Origin of the sequence: Agrobacterium sp. Ap1 (assembly GCF_017313375.1) — a bacterium.
Classification (GTDB): domain Bacteria; phylum Pseudomonadota; class Alphaproteobacteria; order Rhizobiales; family Rhizobiaceae; genus Neorhizobium; species Neorhizobium cellulosilyticum.
Window position 1 is genome coordinate 222121 of record NZ_JAFLMY010000007.1, and the last position, 22936, is coordinate 245056.

Annotated in this window: 16 protein-coding genes; 6 read left to right on the forward strand and 10 right to left on the reverse strand. The window is 60.9% G+C overall.

What is annotated here, in order from left to right:
* Positions 1 to 25: 25 nt before the first annotated feature.
* Positions 26 to 763: a 5-formyltetrahydrofolate cyclo-ligase gene (locus tag JZX87_RS16295; protein WP_206826781.1), complete on the reverse strand. Its 738-nt coding sequence runs from the start codon at positions 761 to 763 to the stop codon at positions 26 to 28.
* A 100-nt stretch (positions 764 to 863) separates the two neighbouring features.
* On the opposite strand from JZX87_RS16295, the gene JZX87_RS16300 reads away from it, so the two are divergent.
* The 3 genes from JZX87_RS16300 (at position 864) to JZX87_RS16310 (ending at position 6214) form a co-directional block, all read left to right on the forward strand.
* Entirely contained in the window at positions 864 to 1712 is an 849-nt protein-coding gene (locus JZX87_RS16300) for a MurR/RpiR family transcriptional regulator (RefSeq protein ID WP_148145115.1), read from the forward strand.
* 144 nt (positions 1713 to 1856) lie between these two features.
* Positions 1857 to 3092 (forward strand): efflux RND transporter periplasmic adaptor subunit, encoded by a 1236-nt coding sequence (locus tag JZX87_RS16305; protein ID WP_206826783.1) that lies wholly within the window; start codon positions 1857 to 1859, stop codon positions 3090 to 3092.
* On the forward strand, positions 3089 to 6214 hold the full coding sequence (locus JZX87_RS16310; protein WP_206826785.1) for an efflux RND transporter permease subunit: 3126 nt from the start codon (positions 3089 to 3091) through the stop codon (positions 6212 to 6214). The genes JZX87_RS16305 and JZX87_RS16310 overlap by 4 nt, the downstream gene beginning before the upstream one ends.
* On the opposite strand, the gene JZX87_RS16315 is transcribed toward JZX87_RS16310, so the two are convergent.
* The 6 genes from JZX87_RS16315 to JZX87_RS16340 form a co-directional block, all read right to left on the reverse strand.
* Positions 6215 to 7327, reverse strand: coding sequence for an ABC transporter permease (locus JZX87_RS16315; RefSeq protein ID WP_183685702.1), 1113 nt, complete (start codon positions 7325 to 7327; stop codon positions 6215 to 6217). It lies immediately after the preceding gene.
* Positions 7328 to 7330: 3 nt separating this feature from the next.
* Positions 7331 to 10102 carry a ribosome-associated ATPase/putative transporter RbbA gene (rbbA, locus tag JZX87_RS16320; protein WP_206826787.1) on the reverse strand — a complete coding sequence of 924 codons (2772 nt, stop codon included), beginning with the start codon at positions 10100 to 10102 and terminating at the stop codon, positions 7331 to 7333.
* A 10-nt stretch (positions 10103 to 10112) separates the two neighbouring features.
* Entirely contained in the window at positions 10113 to 11183 is a 1071-nt protein-coding gene (locus tag JZX87_RS16325; RefSeq protein ID WP_206826790.1) for an HlyD family secretion protein, read from the reverse strand.
* 106 nt (positions 11184 to 11289) lie between these two features.
* Entirely contained in the window at positions 11290 to 11934 is a 645-nt protein-coding gene (locus JZX87_RS16330; protein ID WP_206826852.1) for a TetR/AcrR family transcriptional regulator, read from the reverse strand.
* A 28-nt stretch (positions 11935 to 11962) separates the two neighbouring features.
* Entirely contained in the window at positions 11963 to 13912 is a 1950-nt protein-coding gene (locus JZX87_RS16335) for a MacB family efflux pump subunit (protein WP_206826791.1), read from the reverse strand.
* A gap of 14 nt (positions 13913 to 13926) precedes the next feature.
* Positions 13927 to 15129, reverse strand: a complete 1203-nt coding sequence (locus tag JZX87_RS16340) for an efflux RND transporter periplasmic adaptor subunit (RefSeq protein ID WP_183685709.1) — start codon at positions 15127 to 15129, stop codon at positions 13927 to 13929.
* Positions 15130 to 15613: 484 nt separating this feature from the next.
* On the opposite strand from JZX87_RS16340, the gene JZX87_RS16345 reads away from it, so the two are divergent.
* The 3 genes from JZX87_RS16345 (at position 15614) to JZX87_RS16355 (ending at position 20670) form a co-directional block, all read left to right on the forward strand.
* Positions 15614 to 16798, forward strand: coding sequence for an efflux RND transporter periplasmic adaptor subunit (locus tag JZX87_RS16345; RefSeq protein ID WP_148145107.1), 1185 nt, complete (start codon positions 15614 to 15616; stop codon positions 16796 to 16798).
* Between the two features lie 12 nt (positions 16799 to 16810).
* Positions 16811 to 19957: a multidrug efflux RND transporter permease subunit gene (locus JZX87_RS16350; RefSeq protein WP_206826793.1), complete on the forward strand. Its 3147-nt coding sequence runs from the start codon at positions 16811 to 16813 to the stop codon at positions 19955 to 19957.
* Between the two features lie 92 nt (positions 19958 to 20049).
* The gene (locus JZX87_RS16355; protein WP_148145105.1) at positions 20050 to 20670 is read left to right on the forward strand and encodes a TetR family transcriptional regulator; all 621 of its coding nucleotides are present in this window, start codon (positions 20050 to 20052) and stop codon (positions 20668 to 20670) included.
* Between the two features lie 48 nt (positions 20671 to 20718).
* Here the strand turns inward: JZX87_RS16355 and JZX87_RS16360 are convergent, their stop codons facing one another.
* From JZX87_RS16360 to JZX87_RS16370, 3 genes are all read right to left on the reverse strand, one after another.
* Positions 20719 to 20976, reverse strand: a complete 258-nt coding sequence (locus JZX87_RS16360; protein ID WP_148145104.1) for a helix-turn-helix domain-containing protein — start codon at positions 20974 to 20976, stop codon at positions 20719 to 20721.
* A 55-nt stretch (positions 20977 to 21031) separates the two neighbouring features.
* On the reverse strand, positions 21032 to 21931 hold the full coding sequence (locus tag JZX87_RS16365; protein ID WP_404945600.1) for a glycine betaine ABC transporter substrate-binding protein: 900 nt from the start codon (positions 21929 to 21931) through the stop codon (positions 21032 to 21034).
* Positions 21932 to 21997: 66 nt separating this feature from the next.
* Positions 21998 to 22879 carry an ABC transporter permease gene (locus tag JZX87_RS16370; protein WP_206826794.1) on the reverse strand — a complete coding sequence of 294 codons (882 nt, stop codon included), beginning with the start codon at positions 22877 to 22879 and terminating at the stop codon, positions 21998 to 22000.
* Positions 22880 to 22936 lie beyond the last annotated feature (57 nt).

Genomic DNA, 22936 nt, shown 5'->3' on the forward strand with positions numbered 1-22936 from the left:
CGGGGTGAAGTCTTGAAACTCTGGGTCAGGCGATGCCGCGCATGCGGGCAAGCTCTTTCAGCGGCGGCGTATCGGCGATCTCGTCGCGCGTCAGCTGCTCCCATTTGATACCGCGGGGGCGCCGGTTGTGGCGCTCGACCGTTGCAAGGCGGCTTGGGGTGGCGATGAAATCCACCTGGATGTCGGTTTCGCTGGGGCTCAGCTGTTCATCGACCACCTGCACGTCATGGACGATTGCCGCGACCGGCGTCTTTTCGTCTACGAGGCCCAGATCGGTGAACATGCCCCATTCGAGATCAAAATAGGTGTGGCCCTTGCCGAAACGAATGCCGTCCTTGGTCACAGCCGATGCGCCGGTGGCAAGCAGGTCGAACCGGCCGATCCCGGTCAGTTCCTCAAGGCTGATGGGGCGGGCAAAATACTCCATTCCATCCAGCCATGCCGCAAATGGGGCGGCTTCCGGCGGAACAATGCCGGGGGCCATGTAGAGAAAACCGCGCTGCATGTTGTAGGTCGACATGACGAAGGCCTTGCCCTCGAGGATCAGCCGGCGGCGCAACTCGGTCATGGAATTGTCGGGTGTGACGAAGGCGAGTTTGGAGTGGGCGAAGGCCGGCAGGGCCGTCAGCCGATCGGTCGCCTGCTCGACGCCTTCGAAATCGGGGATGAACTCGCTGAAGCTCAGATGGAAGCGCGTGTCAGGGCGTGCGACAGCCTTAAGGTTGTCCCATATTCTCTGACGGATGACGCGTGGTTGTGCCATCATGGCCTCTGTTTCAATGTTTCATAATTGTGAAACAATAGTTTCATTGTTGCAAGAGGGGTGCTAATCTTTTTATGCAGAGCGGCAAACCGGAGAAATCATGGCCTCGCGTCTCGTCTTGCGCATTCAGGAACGCTACCAGCGGCTGACAGCCGGCGAGCAGAAGCTTGCCCAGCTGATCCTCGACCGGCAGGACGATATCCTGACCCATTCGGCAACCGAGATCGCAGAGATGGCCGGAGTATCGAAGGCAACCGCCGCGCGTTTCTTCCAGCATCTCGGCTATGCGGATTTTAACGAGGTAAAGCTTCAAGCGCGTGAAGAGCGCAACCGCACGGAGCCTTACGGCTATTCCGTGACGCAGTCGGAACAGGTGGCGCTCGGGCGGACGATCGGCGCGCATCTGGAACTCGAGTTGAAAAATCTCACCAAGACATTCGAGGAAATGCGTTCCGACAAGGTGCGGCAGGCCGCCGAACTGATCGGTGCTGCGCCAAAAGTGTGGGTTCTCGGGCTTGGTGTGGAAGAGGGCGTGGCGCGCTATGCGCGGCTGGTCTTTTCGCGTCTCAGGCACAGCGTGATGATCCTCGGCATCAACCAAGGATCCTGGGCGGAAGATCTTGCGATGACCGGGCCGAAGGACGTACTGCTTCTGGTGACCTTGCCACCGCACCAGCCGATCCTGAAACCGATCCTCAGCCATGCTGCGACGAGCCGTCTCAATATCATCACCATTACTGACCGAAATTCGATGCTGGAAGCGCAGCGATATTCGAATGTTGTATTGCCTTGCCATGTGGCGAGTTTTGCGCTCGGCCCCTCGCATACGACTATTCTGAGCACAGTGAGGCTGCTGGCGCTGACCTATGCGGCGCATGCCGGGCGTTCGGCCCAGCAACGCGCCGAGATTATTTCGGCAATCCATGAAGAGCTTGGCGATCTTTACTGATCGAATGTTACGTTTTTGCTTCATGAGATCCCGCGCATCCTTACCAAGATTTAATCCGCAGGGCGCTGTGTTCGCTGGCTTTTCGCCGTTTTGAGCGCAATATCCTCCTCCACAGAGGCAAGGCCCTGATGGAGAACTACCGGCATGAAGAAGATCTGGATCGTGGCTTGTTTTGCCGTAGCGGCAGCTGCCGGATGGCATTTTCGAGCGCAGCTTCCCTTTCTCGATCAGCTTGATCCGCAAGCTTCGGCGGATAAGACGGCAGCAAACGAGCAATTGCAGGATGGTGACCGGAACGGGCAGCGTGGGCGAGGCAATGGCCAGCCCCCGGCAGTCAAGACCGTTGCTGCCGTGAAGATGACTTTGCCGCTCGATGTCACTGCCACGGGGGCAGCGGTTGCCGATGAAAACACCACGATCGCCGCCCAAGAAGCCGGAACGGTGCTGTCGATCACCGCGCATGACGGCGATGTCGTCAAGGCCGGCGACCTGATCGCCAAGCTGGATGATCGCAACCTTGTGGCGGCACTCGACAAGGACAAGGCACTGCTGGCGCGGGATGAGGCAACGCTGAGGGGGGCCGAGACCGCGCTTGCCCGGGCGAAAACACTCGTCGATCGCAGTGCCGGTACGCAGCAATCGGTCGACGAGGCGCAGGCCACGCGCGATACCAGCGCCGCAACGGTCCAAAGCGACAAGGCAACGATCGCAGCCGATCAGGTCAATTTAGAGCACACCGAAATCCGCGCGCCTTTCGAAGGACGTCTCGGCGATATCGCGGTCAGTGTCGGTGCCTATCTCGGGGTAGGATCCACCGTGGTGACGATCGAGAAATATGACCCGATCTATGTCAGCTTCCATCTGCCGGAAGGGTATCTCGGTGAATTGCGCCGGGGATTTTCGGGTGGTGAAATTACCGTCGATGCGCTGCCTCAGTCTTCGTCGGATGAGGTCGTTTCCGGCAAGCTCAGCTTTTTCGACAACACGGTGGACACAGCCTCGGGTACCATTCTGGCAAAGGCGCAGTTCGATAATCCGGGTGGAGAGCTATGGCCTGGCCAGTCTGTCAACGTGACGGTACATTTCAACGGCGGTGAAGAGAATATCGTGGTGCCGACAGTTGCGGTCAATCCGGGTGCCGATACTCCCTTCATCTACACGATCGGGGATGACAGGAAGGCCCACAAGACGCTGGTGACGGTTTCCCGCTCCAACGGAAGCGATACGGCAATCACCAAGGGGATAGAGGACGGTGCTCACGTTGTCGTGGAAGGGCAGTCGCAGCTTGCCGATGGGGCGACGGTTCATGAGGATTTTTCGAACGCCGGCCGGGAAACTGCCTTGGTCAATAGCATGATTGAACCGGGGGCAAGCAATTGATCTCCGAATTCTGCATCAGGCGTCCCGTCGCCACCACGCTTCTTGCCATCGGGGCCATATTGGCCGGGCTTGCCGGATACCGGATGCTGCCGGTCGCGGCGCTGCCGCAGGTGGATTTCCCGACGATCAACGTCTCCTCGTCGCTGAGCGGCGCTTCGCCCCAGACGATGGCGACGGCGGTTTCCACGCCGCTGATCAAGAAATTCGAGACCATTCCGGGCATCAGCGAAATCAGCGCGACCAACTCGCTCGGCAGTTCGTCTATCGTGCTGCAATTCGATCTGAGCCGCAATATCGATGCCGCCGCCGCCGACGTGCAGGCGGCGATCTCGCAGGCAAGCCGGCAATTGCCGGACAACATGACGACGGCGCCGAGCTATCGCAAGACCAACCCGGCGGATGCGCCGGTGCTGCTTCTGACCGTCAAAAGCGACAGCCTGCCGCCGAGCAAGGTGGACGAGATTGCCGAGAACGTCATCTCGCCGACGCTTTCGACACTGCCCGGCGTTGCCGAAGTGTCGATCTTCGGGGCGAAGACCTATGCCGTTCGCGTCGAGGTTGACCCGGACAAGCTGCAGGCGCGCGGGCTCGGTGTGCAAAGCGTGACAAACGCGATCGAGGCCGCCAACAGCCAGGCGCCGGTCGGCTCGCTGCAGAACGGCAGCCAGAAGCTGACGATCAATGCCGACACCCAGCGCACCAATGCGCAAGAGTTCCGCTCGCTGGTGATCGCCTCGCCCAACGGTGCGCCGATCCATCTCGGTGATATCGCACGGGTGGAAGACAGTGTCGAAAACCTCGACGCGGGCAGCTGGTATGACGGCCAATCGGTCATCGTGCTTGCCGTACAGCGCCAGCCGGATGCGAATACGGTTGCCGTCGTCGATGCGGTGAGAGCCAAGCTTCCGGCGCTGACGGCCGAACTTCCGGCTTCTGTGACGCTCAACGTGATGAACGACTCCTCGGTATCGATCCGTGAATCGATCTCCGACGTGCAGTTCACGCTAGGGCTGACGATCGCGCTGGTCGTGCTGGTGATCTATCTGTTCCTCGGGCGTGTTTCGGCGACGATCGTGCCTGCGCTTGCGGTGCCGCTATCGCTGGTCACCACGTTTGGGGCCATGTACCTGCTCGGCTACAGTATCGACAATATCTCGCTTCTGGGGCTGACGCTTTCCGTCGGCCTTGTGGTCGACGACGCGATCGTGATGCTCGAGAACATCATGCGGCATATCGAGGACGGCATGCCGGTGCGGCAGGCGGCGCTGCAGGGGGCCGCGGAAGTCAGCTACACGATCGTCTCGATGTCTATCTCGCTGATTGCCGTATTCATCCCGATCCTGCTGATGGGCGGGGTGGTTGGCCGGCTGTTCAACGAATTCGGCATGGTGGTTGCCCTTGCGATCATCGCTTCGGCTATCGTGTCGCTAACCGTGACGCCGATGCTCGGATCGCGGATGTCGGATCGGCATCACCGGCCGAGCCTGATCGTCAGGATATTCGATCGCGGTTTCGAGAAGACGCTGCGCGGTTATGATCGCTCGGTTGGCTGGTGTCTCAGGAACCGGACGGTGATCATGCTGGTCTTCCTGGCTTCTGTCGGTGGCTCGATCTATCTGTTCAAGACGCTGCCGAGCAGTTTCTTCCCGACCGAGGATATCGGCAGGCTTTCGGTTTCGACGCGTGCGCGCGAAGACATTTCCTATACGGCGATGCGTGATCTGCAGGCTCAGGTCGTGGCTGCGATCCGCGCCAACCCGGCGGTCAACCATGTGACCTCCACGGTCGGCGGCAACAGCCGAAGCCCGCTCAATAACGGCACGATCTTTGTCGAGCTGAAAGACCGCGACGCAAGGCCGCCATTGCAGCAGACGCTGCAGGAACTGCGGCAGGCGACGGGCAAGATCGCCGGTATAAGAGCTTTCATCACGCCGCAGCAGAGCCTGCGTTTCGGCGGGCGCAGCACGGCCAGCCAATATCAGCTCGTCGTCCAGGCATTGAAGGTGGACGACACGAATGAATGGTCTGGCAAGCTGCAGGATGCGATGCGCAAGGACCGGCAGCATTTCACCGACGTGACGTCGGATGCGCAGAACAACGCGATCGAGGCCGATATCAGGGTCGATACGGAAAAGGCTGCGCGTTTCGGCATTACCGACGATACGTTGCGCAAATCGCTGCAGATGGCCTTCGGGGGGTATAATGCGGCGGAAATCCAGTCGACGGGCGACAGTTACGAGGTGATCGTCGAGTTCGACACCAGCCGCCAGTGGAACGACCAGTTGCTGCAGCAGGTGCGGGTCATGTCTTCCAACGGCACGCTGGTGCCATTGTCGAACTTCGCCCATGTGGAGCGCAAGACCGCGCCGGTGACGATCAGCCAGACCGGCCAGCTCGTCTCCACGACGATTTCGTTCAACTTGCCGGAAAATGTCTCGCTCAGCGATGCGACGGCCGCGATCGACCAGATCAAGGCATCGATGGATATGCCGGCCGACGTGTTCACTTCATACGGCGGCACGGCGCAGATTTTCCAGCAGAGCCAAGGCAACACGCCGCTTTTGATCCTGGCCGCGGTTCTCACCATCTATGTCGTGCTCGGGGTGCTCTATGAAAGCTTCATCCACCCGCTGACCATTCTTTCAGGCCTGCCGGCGGCGGCGTTTGGTGCACTTCTGGCGCTGAAATTGTTCGGTTTCGATCTCTCGATCATCGCATTGATCGGGCTTCTGATGCTGATCGGCATTGTCAAAAAAAACGCCATCATGATGATCGACGTGGCGGTGGAGACGATGCGCGAGAAGGGGGAGAGTGCCGCGGCCGCGATCCACGAGGCGAGCGTTCGGCGTTTCCGGCCGATCATGATGACGACCTTCTGTGCGCTGCTCGGTGCCCTGCCAATCGCGATCGGCGGCGGCGCGTCTTCGGAGCTTCGCCAGCCGCTCGGCGTCGCGGTGGTCGGCGGTTTGATCGTCAGCCAAGCGTTGACGCTGTTCATCACGCCGGTGATCTTCGTCGAGATGGACCGTTTCGGCCGGTTCCTCAGCCGCCTTGGCCGGCGGAAGGACGAGGATCGGACCGAGAGCAATGACGACCACCGTCCGGCAATCGCTGCGGAATGACTATCTGAGGAAACGTCTGAAACGGCGTAGCGCCAGCCAGAACAGCACGGAGCCGATGACCAGCAGCGCCAGAAGCTGCGGCCAGACGACGTCGAGCTGTGCGCCGCGGAACAGCACTGCCTGGGCGAGGATGACGAAATGCGTGTTGGGGGCGAGAAGCATGATGTACTGGATGATATCCGGCATGCTTTCGCGCGGTGTCATAGCGCCCGACAATACCTGAAGCGGCAATAGCACGAGGATCAGCAACAGGCCGAATTGCGGCATGGAGCCTGCGACCGTCGCCAGAAATATGCCCATCGAGGTAGTGGCGAACAGGAAGAGCGCCGTGCCGAGCAGGAAGACGGCGGGCGAGCCTTCGATCGGGATCGCCAGCAGTCCCTTGACGATGACGAACAGGGCGAAGCTGGACGCCAGCAGCACGACAAGGCCCATCGACCAGATCTTGCTGATCATGATTTCCGTCGGCGTCACCGGCATGACCAATAGGTGCTCGATTGTGCCGTGCTCGCGTTCGCGAATGAGGGCGGCACCGGTGAGCACGATCGACAGCATGGTGATCGAGGTGATGATATTTGTGATCGAGCCGAACCATGACTTGTCGAGCGACGGGTTGAAGCGGGCCCTAAGCGTCAGGTCGACCGGGACGCTGCTTGCGCCTCGGTAGCGGTTGAGGAATTCGCTGACCTCGTTTGAAACGATCGTCTGGATATAGCCGCTGCCGCTGAAGGCCTGGCTCATGCGCGTCGCATCGACATTGAGCTGGATGACAGGCTGCTGGTTTGCCAGGACATCGCGCTGGAAATCCGGCGGGATGTTGAGCGCGAATGTGTCGAGGCCGGCATCCATGCGGCTGTCCATCTCGGCAATCGAGATCTGTTTCGGGGGGACGAAATAGGGAGGCATGAAGGCCGTGCTGATGCGGCCTGAAAGCGGCGACTGGTCCTCGTCGACGATGGCGACGGCCGCATTGTTGAGCGTCTCGGGCATGGCGCTCGAGCCGGTATAGATCTGCAGGCTGAAGGCGTAGACGATCAGCAGAAGCAGCATCGGATCGCGGGCGAGGCCGCGCAATTCCTTGAGGCCGAGCTGAAAGATGTTGGACGAGAACATGGGTCAGCTCTCCTGCTTCTTGAGAAGCACCGCGCCGAGCGCGGCCAGAATGGGGATGGCGATCAGAAGCGGCACGAAGGAACCAGCCAGCCCGGCAAAATCCAGCGCCTTGGAGAAGGTGCCGCGCGAGATCGTCATGAAATAGCTGGTCGGATAGATCTGGCCGATCAGGGCACCCGCACCCTGAAGCGAGGAGACCGGGTCGGTCATGCCGGAATATTGCGTGGCGGGGATCAGCGTCAGAAGTGCTGTCCCGAAGATGGCGGCGATCTGGCTCGACATGAAGGTGGACATCAATATGCCGATCGAGGTTGCGATGATGACGTAGAGGAGAGCGGCCGTCGCATAGGTGATGAAGCTGCCGGTGAAGGGCACGCGGAAGATCAGCGTGGCGAAAGCGACCAGCAGCACGAAATTCAGCATGCCGAGCACGATATAGGGCAGCTGCTTGCCGAACAGGAATTCCAGCCGGGTTACCGGCGTGACGTAGAGATTGATGATCGAGCCCAGTTCCTTTTCGCGCACGACGCTGAGGGCCGAAAGCATGGCGGGAATGAGGATCAGAAGGAGCGGGATGACCGCCGGTACCATCGCGACGAGGCTCTTGACGTCCGGATTGTAGCGGAAGCGGGTTTCGATGGAGAAGGCCCCTTGCGTGGCCGCGGCCCCGTTGATCTCCTTCGCCTTGCGGTTCAGCCAGTTGGCATGCATGCCCTGGACGTAACCACTGACGGTTTCGGCCCGCTGCGGCATGGCGCCGTCGATCCAGGCGCCGATCTCGACGGTGTCGCCGCGCAGCACGTTGCGTCCGAAGCCGGGCGGGATCTCGATCGCCAGACTGATCTCGCCTTCGCGCATCCGCTTGTCCATGTCGGCATAATCGCGCAGCGGCTCCTTCTCGATGAAATAGCGCGATCCGGCGATATCCAGCACATAGTCGCGGCTGATCGTTGAGTCGTCGCGGTCGAGAACGGCAAAGGTCAAATCCTCGACATCCATGTTGATGCCGTAGCCGATGACGAACATCAGGATGACGCTGCCGAGGACGGCGAGCGTGGCGCGGATCGGATCGCGCTGCAGTTCCAGCGTCTCGCGCCGCGTATAGCTGAACATGCGGCGGAAATCGAAGACGCGGCGCCTTTTCGGGGCGAGGGTGTCATGCAAGAGGGGCAGCTTTGCTGGCGCAGGATCAGCTTCCTTTTCCGATGGCGTGATTCCAGAAGCTTCTTCCAGATAGGCGATGAAAGCCTCTTCGAGCGTTGCGGCATTGCGGCTTCTGGCGATCCCGTCCGGCGTGTCGCTGATCAGCACCTTGCCGGCATGCATGAGCGAGATGCGGTCGCAGCGTTCCGCCTCGTTCATGAAATGGGTGGAGATGAAGATGGTGACATTGTCCTTGCGGGAGAGATCGGCAAGGATCTGCCAGAAGGCGTCGCGGGCGATCGGATCGACGCCGGAGGTCGGTTCGTCGAGGATCAACACATCAGGCGCGTGGATCATCGCAACCGCAAGCGACAGGCGCTGGCGGATGCCGAGCGGCAGGCCGTCGGGCAGCGTTTCCATGACGTCGGCAAGGCCGAAGCGGCTGGCCATCTCGTCGATCCGTGCCGGGATCTTGTCTTCCGGCAGCTTGAACAGGCGGGCGTGCAGATCGAAGTTCTGGCGCACGGTGAGTTCGCTGTAGAGCGAAAAGGCCTGGCTCATGTAGCCGACACGGCGGCGCACGGCCATGTCGCTGGCATCGACCGTGCGGCCGAAGAGCTTTGCCTCGCCTTCGCTGGCGGCGAGAAGCCCGGTCAGCATTTTCATCGTCGTCGACTTGCCGCAGCCATTGGAGCCGAGAAAGCCGAAGATTTCACCGCGCGGGATCTGGAAGCTGACATTGTCGACTGCGGTAAAGCTGCCGAAGCGCATGCTGAGATGGCTCGCCTCGATGGCGTAGTCTTCCGCTCCATCATGCTGGCGCGGCGGGATGACGACATCGACATGGCCGCGGCGCTCGGCTTCGGGAAGAAGCGCGATGAAGGCGGCGTCGAGATTGTCGGTGCCGGTGCGCGACAGCAGTTCGGCCGGCGTGCCGGTATCGAGAACCTTGCCGCCGTTCATGGCGACAAGCCAGTCGAAGCCGGCGGCCTCTTCCATATAGGCGGTGGCGACGATGACGCTCATGCCGGGGCGGCCGGCGCGGATCGTATCGATCAGTTCCCAGAACTGTCTTCGGGAAAGGGGATCGACGCCCGTTGTCGGCTCGTCGAGGATCAGAAGATCGGGATCATGGATCAGGGCGCAGCAGAGGCCGAGTTTCTGTTTCATGCCGCCGGAGAGTTTTGCTGCCGGTCGATCCGCGAAGGGGCCTAGGCCGGTGCTTTCGAGCAGTTCCTTGATGCGTGCCTCGCGCTCGGCCTTGTCCTGGCCGAACAGCCGGGCGAAGAAATCGACATTCTCGAAGACCGACAGGGTCGGATAGAGGTTCTTGCCCAGCCCTTGCGGCATATAGGCGATCTTCGGGCAGGTGGTGTCGCGGTGGCGAGCGTCGGACATGTCGCCGCCGAGAACTTCGACCTTGCCTTTCTGGATCGCGCGGGCGCCGGAGACGAGCGAGAGCAGGCTCGACTTGCCGACGCCGTCCGGCCCGATCAGGCCGACCATGCAGCCGGAGGGGATGTCGATCGAGACGTCGTCGAGGGCGACCGTCTTCTTGTAGGCAAGCGATACCTGCTGCAGCCGGACTACCGGCTTGCTGTCGCTTGGGGCTTGTTTGTCGGCGGCGTCCATCTCGGCGCCGTCACTTCACGAGGTTGCGTTCGAGATTTTCCGGCCATGCGGCTTGCGGGTCTAGCCGGACATAGGCCATGCCGGGAAGGCCCGTCTTGACGTATTGAATGTATTTCTGGAGCAGTTCCTGAGGGATTTGCGCCCGCACCCGGAAAGTCAGTTTCTGGCGTTCCTCCTCCGTCTCCACCGTCTTCGGCGTGAACTGCGCGACATCGGCAACGAAAGAGACTTTTGCCGGGATCGTGTATTGGGGCGCCGCGTCGAGGACGAGGCGGACGTCGGAGCCGATCGGGGTTTGGCCGGCCTGCGCGGTGGGCAGGAAGAAGGTCATGTAGACATCGCCGAGATCCACGAGATTGAGAACGCGGCCGCCGGCGGACAAAACCTCTCCCGGTTGGGCGACGCGGTACTGGACCCGGCCGTCGCGCGGCGATGTCAGCGTGCTATCAGCGATATCTGTATCAACGCTGTCGATCTGGGCTTTTGCAGCGTCGACGGCCGCTTCTGCATCAACCACCTGCGCCTTGGCAGCGTTGATCGCGGCATCGGAAGCCGCAAGGGATGCTTCCGCCGAGGCGAGCGTGGCACGGGCCGCCTGTTCGGCCGCCTCGCTGTCATCGGCCACCTGCTGCGAAACGGTATTGTTGGCGAGCAGTTGCCGCGAGCGGGCGTTGGTCTTTTGCGCCGAGTCGAGCTGCGCCTTGCGCTGTTCGATGACGGCAAGGGCTGATTTTCGTTCGGCCTCTCGCTGGGCGACGAGGCTGTGGGCGGTATCGACGGAAATTTCTGCGCGGCGAAGCTGTGCTTCCGCCTGACGCTTGCTGGCTTCCAGCTGGGCGGTATCCATCTTGGCCAGAACCTGGCCCGCCTTGACGAAATCGCCTTCGCGAACCATCAACTCCTTCAGCCGGCCAGCGGTCTTGGTGGAGATGTCGATTTCCACCGCTTCGATGCGGCCGGTGCTGGAGGTAAAGCCTGCGGGAAGACTGTCGCCGCGGAAAACCGTCCAAGCGTAATAGCCGATAGCAACCAACACGACGGCGATTACGCCCCAGACCCATCCCCTTGCGGATTTCGTCATCACTGCCCCCAGGCAATTGCAAATGTTCCCGTGACGATAGACTTATCGCGTCATGGCGAATTGACCACGGTCAATGCAACTTTTTGCTGAATGTCGGTGCGCACCTTCAGTGAGGCTGGTTTCCCCGGACAAAGACGCCGATGCAGCGCCGCAGATGGCGGTTCCGATCCGCCCGGTCCTTCCAGTCGCGGCTACCCGGCCCGGCCATGCCGCCGAACAGGAGATCCATCAGCATCCGGGCACCGCTCAATGTGTTGTCGATCGCAAGCGTCTTGCGGGCCACCTGAAGATCGAGCCATTCCGCGAGAAGCTTTCGTGATCGGTCGACACCCTCTCGGTGCAAAATATCGACCAGTTCGGGAACCTGCTGCGATTCCCGTATGACGAAGGAGATGAAGGCTTCGCGTTCCCGTTCCGCTGCCTCATCGATGTCGATCATGAAGATATCTGCTAAAACGTCGTCGACGGGCCTGTCTTCATCTTCGGGGCGCGGCAGAGCGAGCATCATCCGGCGATGCGAGCCGACGACCGCGAGGAAGAGATCCGCCTTGCTTTTGAATACCCGATAGAGGGTTTGCTTGGAGATATGACATCGCGCCGCCACGATATCGGTCGTGGTGCCGCGATAGCCGAGTTCGACGAAGGTGCGCTGGGCCTCCTCGACGATCGCCTGGCGGCGCTCGTCGTCGCTCTGCGTTTTCGGGCGTCCCCTTGAACGTTTGATTTCGGGCATCGTGTCGTTGTTATCCATCAACCGCAGTGTCGGCTGTTCGCCGGCATCACGCAAGAGCCGCCACCGGATCAAGTCGCGACGCGTTGCGTGCCGGAAGATAGCCGAAGGCGATGCCGATGAGGCAGGACGAGACTACTGCAAGAACGATGGGTGCAGTCGTGAACACAAGGCTGAAGCTCGAACCGAACAGGCTGAATGTCGCGCCGAACAGAAGCGCGAGCGCCACGCCGAGCACGCCGCCGATCAGGCAGACGAGCACGGCCTCAATCAGGAACTGCTGCAGGATATCCTGTCGTCTGGCTCCGACCGCCATGCGCACGCCGATTTCGCTGACCCGTTCCGACACCGAGACCAGCATGATGTTCATCACACCGATGCCACCGACGATCAGCGAAATGACCGCGATCGCGCCGATCAGCAGCGTCATCGTTTGTGTCGTGCTGGTGATGGTCTGGCGGATGTCGTCGGTATTTAAGACGAAAAAGTCCTTCGTGCCGTGGCGGCCGGTAAGGAAGGTGGTGACCGCCTGTTCGGCGACGCTCGTGTCGGCATCGTCGCTGATCCTGAGCGTGATGCTGCGCAGCGATTGGTCGCCGGTGAAACGGGTCTGCACACTGGTATAGGGCAGGTAGATCGAGAGATTGTCGCTGGAGCCGAAACCGCCCTGCTGCGACGAGATCACGCCGATCACCCGCGACGGCACGCTGCCGGCCAGAAACACCTGGCCGATTGCCTTGGCTGTATCGCTACCGAACAGGGTTTTTGCGGTATTTTCATCGATGACCGCATCCTGTTCCATGGCCTGCACGCCGGCATCGTCGAAGAAGCGGCCGGCGACGAGTTTCGACCCCTTGACCTCGAAATATCTGCTGCCGACCCCGTTGATCAGGGCATTGGCTTCGGTTGCGCCGAAGCGTGCCGTGGTGCTGGTCGAGACCGTTGGCGTCGCGGCGGCGATATAGGGCAGTTTGGCAAGCGCATTGGCGTCGGAGACCACAAGGGTCTTCACCCGGCCTGATCGCATGTCGCCAAAGCCGTTGCCGGGAAAGACTTCCAGCGTGTTGGTGCCGAGACTGCTGATGTTTGCCAGCACCTTCTGCTGGCTGCCGGTGCCGAGCGCCACGACCGAGATGACCGAGGCGATGCCGATGATGATGCCGAGCATGGTCAGGAAGGAGCGCATGCGATGTGCTTTAAGCGCCTTGCAGGCCATCAGGAAGGCTTCGCGAAAACGATCCAAACCGGCGCCGACGCGGTTGGCAGGGGCGGCGGTTCGCGGCGCTGTTTCCTTGACCGGAGCGGGAAGCTCCCTGGAGCGGGTATCGGAAATGATCCGTCCGTCAGAGATCTCGATGATACGTTCGGCTCTAGCTGCCACCGTCGCATCATGGGTGACGATGATGATCGTGCGGCCTTCGGCATGCAGCTCGTCCAGGATGCGCAGGACTTCCTCGCCGCTTGCCTTGTCGAGCGCGCCGGTTGGCTCGTCCGCCAGGATCACGTCGGCATCGTTCATCAGCGCGCGGGCAATCGACACGCGCTGCTGCTGGCCGCCGGAGAGATGGCCCGGCCGATGTTCGGTGCGATCCGCCATGCCGAGGCGTCCGAGCAGGGCGGCTGCCCGTTCACGCCGCTGGCTGCGGTCGCGGCCGGCATAGACCGCCGGGATCTCGACATTGGAGATCGCCGAGATTTCGTCCAGCAGATGATAGCGCTGGAAGATGAAGCCGAAATGCTCGCGCCGCAGTGCCGAGCGGTCGTCGTTGTCGAGGGCCGAGGTTTCGCGGCCGGAAATCTTGTAGGTGCCTTCGGTCGGCCGGTCGAGCAGTCCGAGAATGTTCATCAGGGTCGACTTGCCGGAGCCGGAGGCGCCGATGATCGCGACCATCTCGCCTTTTTCGATGGTCAGGTCGACGTCTTTCAGGACGGTGATCGTGCCATCGCCGGAAGCATAGTCGCGGCGCAGGCCGGAAAGCGAAATCAGGGGTTCGGTCATCGCTTGCCTCCCAATCAGAACATCGGCGGCGGGCCGCCTCGGCGGCTGGATGCCGACGGCGTGGCGGAGCCTTCGCTGATCACAACCCGCTCGCCTTCGGAGAGGCCGGACTTCACTTCGGCGGTGATCTTGTTGTTGAGGCCGATCTCGACCTTGCGGGCCTCTATTTTGCCGTCCTTCTCGACGCGGACCTGAGCGTTGCCCGTCGCGGCGGTTTCCGGCAGGGCGGAGGATGGGATGGTGAGCACATCTGCTGCCGAACCGAGGATGATATTGACCTCCGCAGACATGTAGGTGCGGAAACGACCGTCTTCGTTTGGGATGTCGAAGACGCCGATATAATAGATCGCCGAAGAGGATGAGGACGACGAAGATGACGAGCCGGTGCTGGAGGTGGCGACGCTGCTGTCATCGACGATCGATTCCGGGGCAGGCTCGATTGCCGCAAGCGTTGCGTCATAGGATCTCGCCCGGTCACCGATGACGTTGAAGCGCACCTTCTGCCCGGCTTCGACGCGGGTGATATCGGCTTCCGAAATCTCGGCACGGACGGTCATGCGGGTCAGGTCGCCAAGCGCAACGATGGTGGGGGCTGATTGCGTGGCGTTGACGGTGCGGCCTTCCTGGTTGACGATCGCGAGAACCGTGCCGTCCATCGGGGCGCTGATCCGCGTATAACCGACATCCGCCTGCGCCGTCTCGACGGCAACCTCGGCCTCTGTGATCTGCGCATCGAGCGCCTCTATCTGTGCCGTGACGACCTTCACTTCGGCTTCGGCGGTCTGCAGATCGGCGCGGGAGCCTGCCTGTTTCTCGTAGATCGCCTGCTGGCGAGCGAGGGTGAGGTTGGCGTTCTCCAGCTCTGCGACGCGCTCGTTGCGCTGCGCCTGAACATTGGCAAGTGCCGCATTGGCGGTTTTCAGCGCGTTGTCCTGCGTAGTGGAATCAATGAGCGCGATGAGATCGCCCGCCTTCACCGTGTCGCCGACGGCAACCTTCAGCGAGGTAATGCGACCAGATGCCTGCGAACCGACGGCGACAAGCCGTGATGGCTTGAGCGTGCCCGTTGCGAGAACCGTCGATTCCACATTGCCGCGCGCCACGGGCGTAGTCAGCACTGCCGGGGTGGAGGCCGATGACGACAGTGTAAAGGCGGTGCCGACACCTATGATGACAAGCGCGGTAAGCAGGAGTGGCAGGGCCGTCTTGAGACGCATTCGAGATACTCAACCTTTGTAAAACCGATGAGTACCGATATTGTTTTTCGCCGCCGGCCTGTCAACGCAGCAAAGATTAAATGATGTTCATGCTGGCGCGGTACGGCACTCACCCACAGTAATCTCCCTGCCCGTTTTCAAATTTGTGGCTGCTTCTCATCAAAACTATGTTAGATTGGTGGCAGGCTGTTGCATCGGGCGGCACGGCCGTATCCAATGCTATCGAGGCGATTGTATTCCCTCGATAATACCGATCAAGATACTGATTTCATTATTTTATTTGTTGATTTTTGGCTTTGCGGATCGCTTGGGCGGTAATGACGCATGTTTCTGCGGGTTGTCGCGACGCTTCTCGGTTGAGCAATTCTGGCATGCAGTGATATGCCCTTGCTCAACCACTGTGATATTCAAAATCAACTTGCGATAATTTATATACGTATTAGTTTGTATGTAAATTTTCTCCCCCTTCAGTTGGAGCTTTCCGATGCAAAAGACGCCGCTGCGCGCTCTCGCACTTTTGTCTGGTCTCGCATTTCTGGCAGGGTGCCAGCAGGAGCAGCAGGGGCAGGCCCAGCAGGCGCCGCCGCCCAGCCCGGTCGGCGTCATGACGATTGCCGCTGAATCCCTGCCGATCATCAACGAATTGCCCGGCCGCATCTCTCCGACAAGGCTTGCCGAAGTTCGCCCGCGTGTCTCCGGCATCGTTGTCGAGCAGGTCTTCGAGCAGGGCTCGCATGTCAATCGCGGTGATGTTCTTTACCGGATCGATCCGGCCACTTTTCAGGTTCAGGTCGATAGCGCCAAGGCTACCGTAGCACGTGCCAAGGCAGCCCAGCTGCAGGCGCGCCAGACCTCCGATCGTCAGCAGCAGCTGCGTCGCTCCAATGTCGCCTCCCAGCAGGAATTCGACAACGCGATCTCCCTGCTGGCGCAGGCCGATGCTGAGGTTGCCGTTGCCGAGGCCGGCCTCGCACAGGCAAATCTCAATCTGCAATATTCGCAGGTCACCGCGCCGATCAGCGGCCGCATCGGTCGTGCGCTGATCACCGAGGGCGCGCTTGTCAGCGCCAACAGCACCGAAAATCTTGCGACCATCCAGCAGCTCGATCCGATCTATGCCGACTTTACCCAGCCGGCTGCCGACCTGATCCGCCTGCGCAAGGCGCTCGAAGACGGCAAGTTGATGACCGGCGACAATGAGGCGGAAGTAAAGCTGCTTCTCGATGACGGCACCCCCTACGCCCAGACGGGACGCCTGCTGTTCTCCGAAGCCGCCGTCGATGAGACGACCGGCCAAGTGACACTGCGTGGCGAATTCCCCAATCCGGACGGGGACCTTCTGCCGGGCATGTATGTGCGCGTCCAGATCCAGCAGGGTGTCGAGAGGGAAGCCTTTGCGGTTCCGCAGCAAGCGGTTCAGCGTGATCCGGGTGGTCAGGCAAGCGTGCTTGTCGTCGGTGAAGGCAACAAGGTCGAACAGCGCCGCGTCAATGTCGGTCGTGCGCTCGGCGATCGCTGGGTCATCTCGCAGGGACTGAAGGCCGGCGACCAGGTCATCGCGGATGGCTTCCAGAAGACTGCACCCGGCGCAACCGTCAATCCGCAGCCTTGGAACCCGGAAAAGCCTGCGGCAGAAGCCGCAGGCGCAGCGCCGGCAGCACAGAAGTAAGGACCCGATCGTATGGCAAGTTTCTTCATCGATCGGCCGATCTTTGCGTGGGTCGTCGCGATCTTTATCATGCTGGCGGGCGTGCTCGCTATCCCGATGCTGCCGATCGCGCAGTATCCGAATGTCGCACCGCCGCAGATCTCCATCTCCACCAGCTATCCTGGTGCGTCTCCTGAAAACATCTACCAGAGCGTCACGCGTCCGATCGAAGACGAGCTGAACGGTGTTCCGGGACTGATCTATTTCGAATCCACGTCCGAATCCTCCGGCCGTATCTCGATCAACGTCACTTTCGCCCCCGGTACCAATATCGGTGAAGCGCAGGTCGAAGTTCAGAACCGCATCGCACGCGCCGAGCCGCGTCTGCCGCAGGCCGTTACCTCGCAGGGTATCCGCGTCGAGCGCGCCGGCACGTCGTTCCTGATGGTCGTCTCTCTGACCTCGACTGACGGCAATACCGACGCAATCGGTCTTGGTGACTATCTGCAGCGTAACGTCATCGGTGAAATCCGCCGTGTCGACGGCGTCGGCAGCGCCCAGCTGTTTGCCACCCAGCGCTCCATGCGTATCTGGATGGATCCCGACAAGATGGTCGGCCTCAGCCTGACCTCCGCGGATATCGTCAGTGCCATCTCGGCGCAGAACGCCCAGGTTGCCGGCGGCCGCATCGGTGCGACGCCGAACCCGATCGGCCAGCAGATTTCGGCCACCGTCAATGTCCAAGGGCAGCTTACCTCGCCCGAACAGTTCGGCGCGATCGTGCTGCGCGCCAATCCCGATGGTTCGTCGGTGCGTCTTCGCGATGTTGCCCGTGTCGAAGTTGGTGGTGAAAGCTACAACTTCTCCAGCCGCCTGAACGGTCAGCCGAGTGCCGCCATCGGTATCCAGCTGTCGCCGACCGGTAACGCGCTTGCGACCTCGGAAGGCGTCAAGGCGGTCATGGAGGAACTGTCAGGGTATTTCCCCGCCGGCGTACAGTATGAGATTCCTTACGACACCAGCCCGTTCGTGGCGGTGTCGATCGAGAAGGTTATCCATACGCTGATCGAGGCGATGATTCTCGTCTTCGTCGTCATGTTCATCTTCCTGCAGAACATCCGTTACACCGTCATTCCGGCCTTGGTCGTGCCTGTCGCGCTGCTCGGCACCTGTGCTGTCATGTATGCGTCCGGATTCTCGATCAACGTGTTGACGATGTTCGCGATGGTTCTGGCGATCGGCATTCTCGTCGATGACGCGATCGTCGTCGTCGAAAACGTCGAACGCATCATGGCCGAGGAAAAGTTGTCGCCGAAGGAAGCGACACGCAAGGCGATGGGGCAGATTTCCGGCGCCATCATCGGCATCACGCTGGTGTTGACGGCGGTGTTCGTGCCGATGGCCTTCTTCCCGGGCGCCGTCGGCATCATCTACCAGCAGTTCTCGCTGACCATGGTCGTGTCGATCCTGTTTTCCGGCTTCCTCGCGCTTTCGCTGACGCCCGCACTGTGCGGCTCGTTCCTCAAGCCGATCAAGGAAGGTCACCACGAGAAGAAGGGCTTCTTCGGCCTCTTCAATCGCGGCTTCAACAAGGCGTCCCACGGTTATTCGAGCACTGTCGGCGGCATCATCAAGCGCTCAGGCCGCTTCATGATCATCTATCTTGCGCTGGTCGCGGGTCTCGGCTGGGCTTATATCCAGCTGCCGACATCGTTCCTGCCGAACGAAGACCAGGGCTTTCTGATCGTCGACGTGCAGGCGCCGGCAGAGGCCAGCACCGACCGTACGATCGACGTCATTTCGCAGATCGAGAAGATCGCCATGGCGGAAAAGGCTGTCGATCGCATCATCGCCATCAACGGCTTTTCGTTCTCGGGTTCCGGTCAGAACGCCGGTCTCGCCTTCATCACGCTGAAGGACTGGAGCGAGCGCGGACCGGAAGACAGCGCCAATGCGCTGGCCCAGCGGATCAACGGCAAGATCTTCGGCATTCGCGATGCAATCGCGTTTTCGCTGTCGCCGCCGCCGATCCAGGGTCTTGGTAACTCGTCCGGCTTCACCTTCCGCCTTCAGGACCGTGCGGGCGTTGGGCAGGCCGCTCTTGCTGCCGCGCGTGACCAGTTGATGGCGGAAGCTCGCAAGAGCCCTATCCTTGCCGGCCTTCGTATCGAAGGCATGCCGGATGCGGCTCAGGTGAACCTTCTGATCGATCGCGAAAAGGCCAACACGTTTGGTGTGACCTTCGGAGACATCAACTCCACGATCACCGCAAATCTCGGCTCGTCCTATGTCAACGACTTCCCGAACGCGGGCCGCATGCAGCGTGTGACGGTGCAGGCGGACGGCAATCAGCGCATGCAGACGGCGGATCTTCTAAAGCTGAACGTCCGTAATGCCAGCGGCGGCATGGTGCCGATGTCATCCTTCGCAACGGTCGAGTGGATGCGCGGCCCGTCCCAGGTCGTCGGTTACAACGGCTATCCGTCGGTTCGTATCGCCGGCCAGGCCGGCCCGGGCTATTCGTCGGGTGATGCGATTGCGGAAATGCAGCGCCTCGCCGGGCAGTTGCCGAGCGGCTTTGGTTACGAATGGACCGGCCAGTCACTGCAGGAAATCCAGTCGGGTTCGCAGGCTCCCGCGCTGATCGGGCTCTCGATCTTGTTCGTCTTCCTGCTTCTGGCGGCACTCTACGAAAGCTGGTCGATCCCGATTTCGGTCATGCTGGTGGTTCCGCTTGGTGTCATCGGTTGCGTGGCTGCGGTGATGATCCGCAACATGCCCAACGACGTCTACTTCCTCGTCGGGCTGATCGCGATCGTCGGTCTGTCTGCCAAGAACGCGATCCTAATCATTGAGTTCGCCAAGGACCTGCGCGCCGAAGGCAAGACGACTTACGAGGCGACTGTGGAAGCGGCGCATCTTCGCTTCCGCCCGATCCTGATGACGTCGATGGCGTTTACCCTCGGCGTCGTGCCGATGGCGATTGCCACCGGCGCAAGTGCTGCCAGCCAGAACGCCATCGGTACCGGCGTTCTCGGCGGCATGATCTCCGCCACCGTTCTCGCGATCTTCTTCGTGCCGGCCTTCTTCATGTTTGTCATGAGGCTGTTCAGCAAGAGCGCCCGCGCAGAACCGATGGGCGGCAAGTACGAAGCCAAGAACGGCACGTCGACACATTAAGATTGTTACCCCCGGAAGCTCAGCTTTCCGGGGGTAACCACCACCTTGGCCCGATAGCGTGGAGTATTCGGGCATGATGGAAAGGAGGAGGGATGAGACGAACCAAGGCAGAGGCCGCCGAGACGCGCTGCTCGATCCTTGCGGCGGCTGAAAAACTCTTCTTCGAGAAGGGCGTCGCTACCAGCACGCTTGATGAAATCGCGACGGCAGCCGGCGTGACCCGCGGCGCTATCTATTGGCATTTCAACAGCAAGAGCGATCTGTTTCTCGAGCTTTACAACGCGGCCGATCTTCCGCGTGTCAACATGGCGGATGTCGATGCGCCATGCGATGACGGCCGTGATCCGTTGTCTCTCGTGGAAAAGATGGCATGTGACTGGCTGCAGGTGCTGGCCGAGGACAGGCATCGCCAACGGCTGCTTTCCATACTGCTGCGGACCAATTTCACGGAAGAATTCCAGCCGGTGATGGACGAGCTGGACAAGCTCGATCGTGAACATACGGGCTATCTGGAGAGCATTCTGGAGCGAGCCGCGAACGACAACCGGCTCGCCGCCGCGTGGACGCCGCATTCGGCCAGCAAGACGTTCAAATGGCTGATGAAGGGTATTTGCTGGGACTGGCTGCTTTACGGCCAGAAGTTCGATCTCAGCAAGGACGGCAGTGACAAGGTCAGGAGATTGCTGGCCAGCTTTCGCAGCAACACGGTCTAGGGGCTGTAGAATCGGAAAGCTGCCGGCATTTGCTGTGATGCGCGGGTATCAACTCCAGCGCGGTCCTGTTCCCCGGCCATCCGCCAACCAAGCGACGCTCACCTGCAAAACGCTCGCCATCATCTCGAGGCGGTCGAAGAGCGGTTCTGAACGGTCGTTTTCCCAATCTGACCACGTTACGGGTTCAATCCCGAGGGTCTGCGCCGCCTCCTCTACCGAGATATCCCGCGCATCGCGCGCCAGGGAGATACGGCCCCCCAGTGTGTCGTCAATGCCGTAGGCGGGCTGGAATTTGCGATTGCTCATCAGGTGTCCCCACAGGTGAAGTGCGGCCGCTCGTCAGGCGAGCGGCCGCCGCTATTCAGCCTTCGTCGCCGACCCAGGCCTTGATCTGGTCCGGATGGTCCTCGATATACTTCGCCACGGCCTCGTCGTAAGAGGTTTCCTGGGCGTTGAACATGGCGGCCTCGAGGTCATCGAGCGGCACCTTCATGCGCGACAGGAATTCTGCGGCCTTCGGGTTTTCGGTCTTGAAATCCTTCGAGGCGAGAATGTCGACATGTTCGGCTTCACCGAGCGACTTCTTCGGGTCGTCGATGTAGCGCAGCTTATATTTGCCGAACATCCAGTGGGGGCTCCAGGACGTGGCGACGAACCACTTTTCGCCACGCATTGCGCGGTCGACCGTCGTCAGCATTCCGGCTTCACTGGAAATCTGCAGCTTGTAGTCGTCGAGCGCGTAATCCTTCACGGCCTGCTGCGAAAGGCGTGTCAGGCCGGCACCGGGATCGATGCCCTGGATCGTACCGGAGAGCTTTTTCTGCACGTCCGGCTTCTTCAAATCCTCGATCGAGGCGATCTCGCTTTCCGGAATATAGGTCGGGACGACCCAGCCCAGCTTGGCGCCGTCATACACTGTGCCGAGCGTTTCGACACGGTTCTTCACCTTGTCGTAATAGTCGGCATGGGTTGCCGGCAGCCATGCCATCATCATCGCGTCGATATCGCCACGGCTGACGCCTTGGTAGAGAGGCGCCACGTCGGTCTGGACCAGTTCGACCTTCTGGCCAAGCTTGTCGGTCATCAGCTTGGCTGCAAGCTTGGTGACGAATTCGGCGTCGGACCACGGCGCGAAACCGAGCTTAACCGTCTTGGCGTCCTGCGCCATGGTCGGCATGACAGAACCGCCGACGAGTGCCGCGGCAAGTCCGAGCGTTGCCGTAAGTGTCGCCCTGCGGGTTTTGGAAAATGACTTGAACATGCATGCTCCTTCTTGGGAGTTTGAATTCGCGGGTTCGGCACCCGCATGGTTCGGCGCGGGATCGGCTCAGGCGGTCGCCGTTGCCAGTTGCTCGCGCTCGGTCTTTTTGAAAAGCACGCTCCAGAAGGCGGCGCGGGGCTTTCCGAGGGATTGGGTAAGCCGGTCGAGGATGACGGCCAGGATGACGACGGCAAGGCCGCCTTCAAAACCGGTGCCGACGTCGAGACGCTGGATGCCGGTCAAGACCGTGTTGCCGATGCCGCCGGCACCGATCATCGAAGCGATCACGACCATCGACAGCGACAGCATGATCGTCTGGTTGATGCCGGCCATGATCGACGGCATGGCGTTGGGCAGCTGTACCTTGAACAGAAGCTGTGTCGAGGTGCAGCCAAAGGCATTGCCGGCCTCGATGAATTCGGCATGCACCTGGCGGATGCCGAGATTGGTGAGGCGCACGACGGGCGGCATGGCGAAGATCACGGTGGCGATCGCGCCCGGTACGGCGCCGAGGCCGAAGAACATCGCAGCCGGGATCAGATAGACGAAGGCCGGCATGGTTTGCATCAGGTCAAGGATCGGGCGAACGATGGTTGCGACCGTATCCCTGCGCGCCATGGCGATGCCGAGCGGGAGGCCGACCAGCATGGCCATCAGCGTAGACGCGATGACCAGCGACAGGGTTTCCATCATCGCGCTCCACAGGCCCATGTGATTGACGAGCCAAAGGGCAACGCCCGTTAGAATGCCGAAGCCGAGACCCACTCTCCAGAGGGACAGAAGGACGAAGATAGCTATGCCAATCGGCAAGGGGATGCCGACAAGAGCGTTTTGAATATTGCCGGTCACGAAACCGATCAGGCTGGCGATGAAGTCGAGGACGGGCGAAAAGTTGTCCAGAACGTAATTGACGGCGGCGTCGATGCCGTCTCCGATATCGAAATTCATAAGTCTGTCTCCGGTGGTTGGCCGGTTATTGGGAAAGGCTCAGGATCCTGCTTGGCG

Bases quoted from the DNA above. Each gene is read 5' to 3' on its own strand.
- rbbA (WP_206826787.1), bottom strand. From the start codon at position 10,102: ATGGACGCCGCCGACAAACAAGCCCCAAGCGACAGCAAGCCGGTAGTC.
- JZX87_RS16325 (WP_206826790.1), bottom strand. From the start codon at position 11,183: ATGACGAAATCCGCAAGGGGATGGGTCTGGGGCGTAATCGCCGTCGTG.
- JZX87_RS16345 (WP_148145107.1), top strand. From the start codon at position 15,614: ATGCAAAAGACGCCGCTGCGCGCTCTCGCACTTTTGTCTGGTCTCGCA.
- JZX87_RS16335 (WP_206826791.1), bottom strand. From the start codon at position 13,912: ATGACCGAACCCCTGATTTCGCTTTCCGGCCTGCGCCGCGACTATGCT.
- JZX87_RS16300 (WP_148145115.1), top strand. From the start codon at position 864: ATGGCCTCGCGTCTCGTCTTGCGCATTCAGGAACGCTACCAGCGGCTG.
- JZX87_RS16315 (WP_183685702.1), bottom strand. From the start codon at position 7,327: ATGTTCTCGTCCAACATCTTTCAGCTCGGCCTCAAGGAATTGCGCGGC.
- JZX87_RS16360 (WP_148145104.1), bottom strand. From the start codon at position 20,976: ATGAGCAATCGCAAATTCCAGCCCGCCTACGGCATTGACGACACACTG.
- JZX87_RS16305 (WP_206826783.1), top strand. From the start codon at position 1,857: ATGAAGAAGATCTGGATCGTGGCTTGTTTTGCCGTAGCGGCAGCTGCC.
- JZX87_RS16370 (WP_206826794.1), bottom strand. From the start codon at position 22,879: ATGAATTTCGATATCGGAGACGGCATCGACGCCGCCGTCAATTACGTT.
- JZX87_RS16295 (WP_206826781.1), bottom strand. From the start codon at position 763: ATGGCACAACCACGCGTCATCCGTCAGAGAATATGGGACAACCTTAAG.
- JZX87_RS16350 (WP_206826793.1), top strand. From the start codon at position 16,811: ATGGCAAGTTTCTTCATCGATCGGCCGATCTTTGCGTGGGTCGTCGCG.
- JZX87_RS16365 (WP_404945600.1), bottom strand. From the start codon at position 21,931: ATGTTCAAGTCATTTTCCAAAACCCGCAGGGCGACACTTACGGCAACG.
- JZX87_RS16355 (WP_148145105.1), top strand. From the start codon at position 20,050: ATGAGACGAACCAAGGCAGAGGCCGCCGAGACGCGCTGCTCGATCCTT.
- JZX87_RS16340 (WP_183685709.1), bottom strand. From the start codon at position 15,129: ATGCGTCTCAAGACGGCCCTGCCACTCCTGCTTACCGCGCTTGTCATC.
- JZX87_RS16330 (WP_206826852.1), bottom strand. From the start codon at position 11,934: ATGGATAACAACGACACGATGCCCGAAATCAAACGTTCAAGGGGACGC.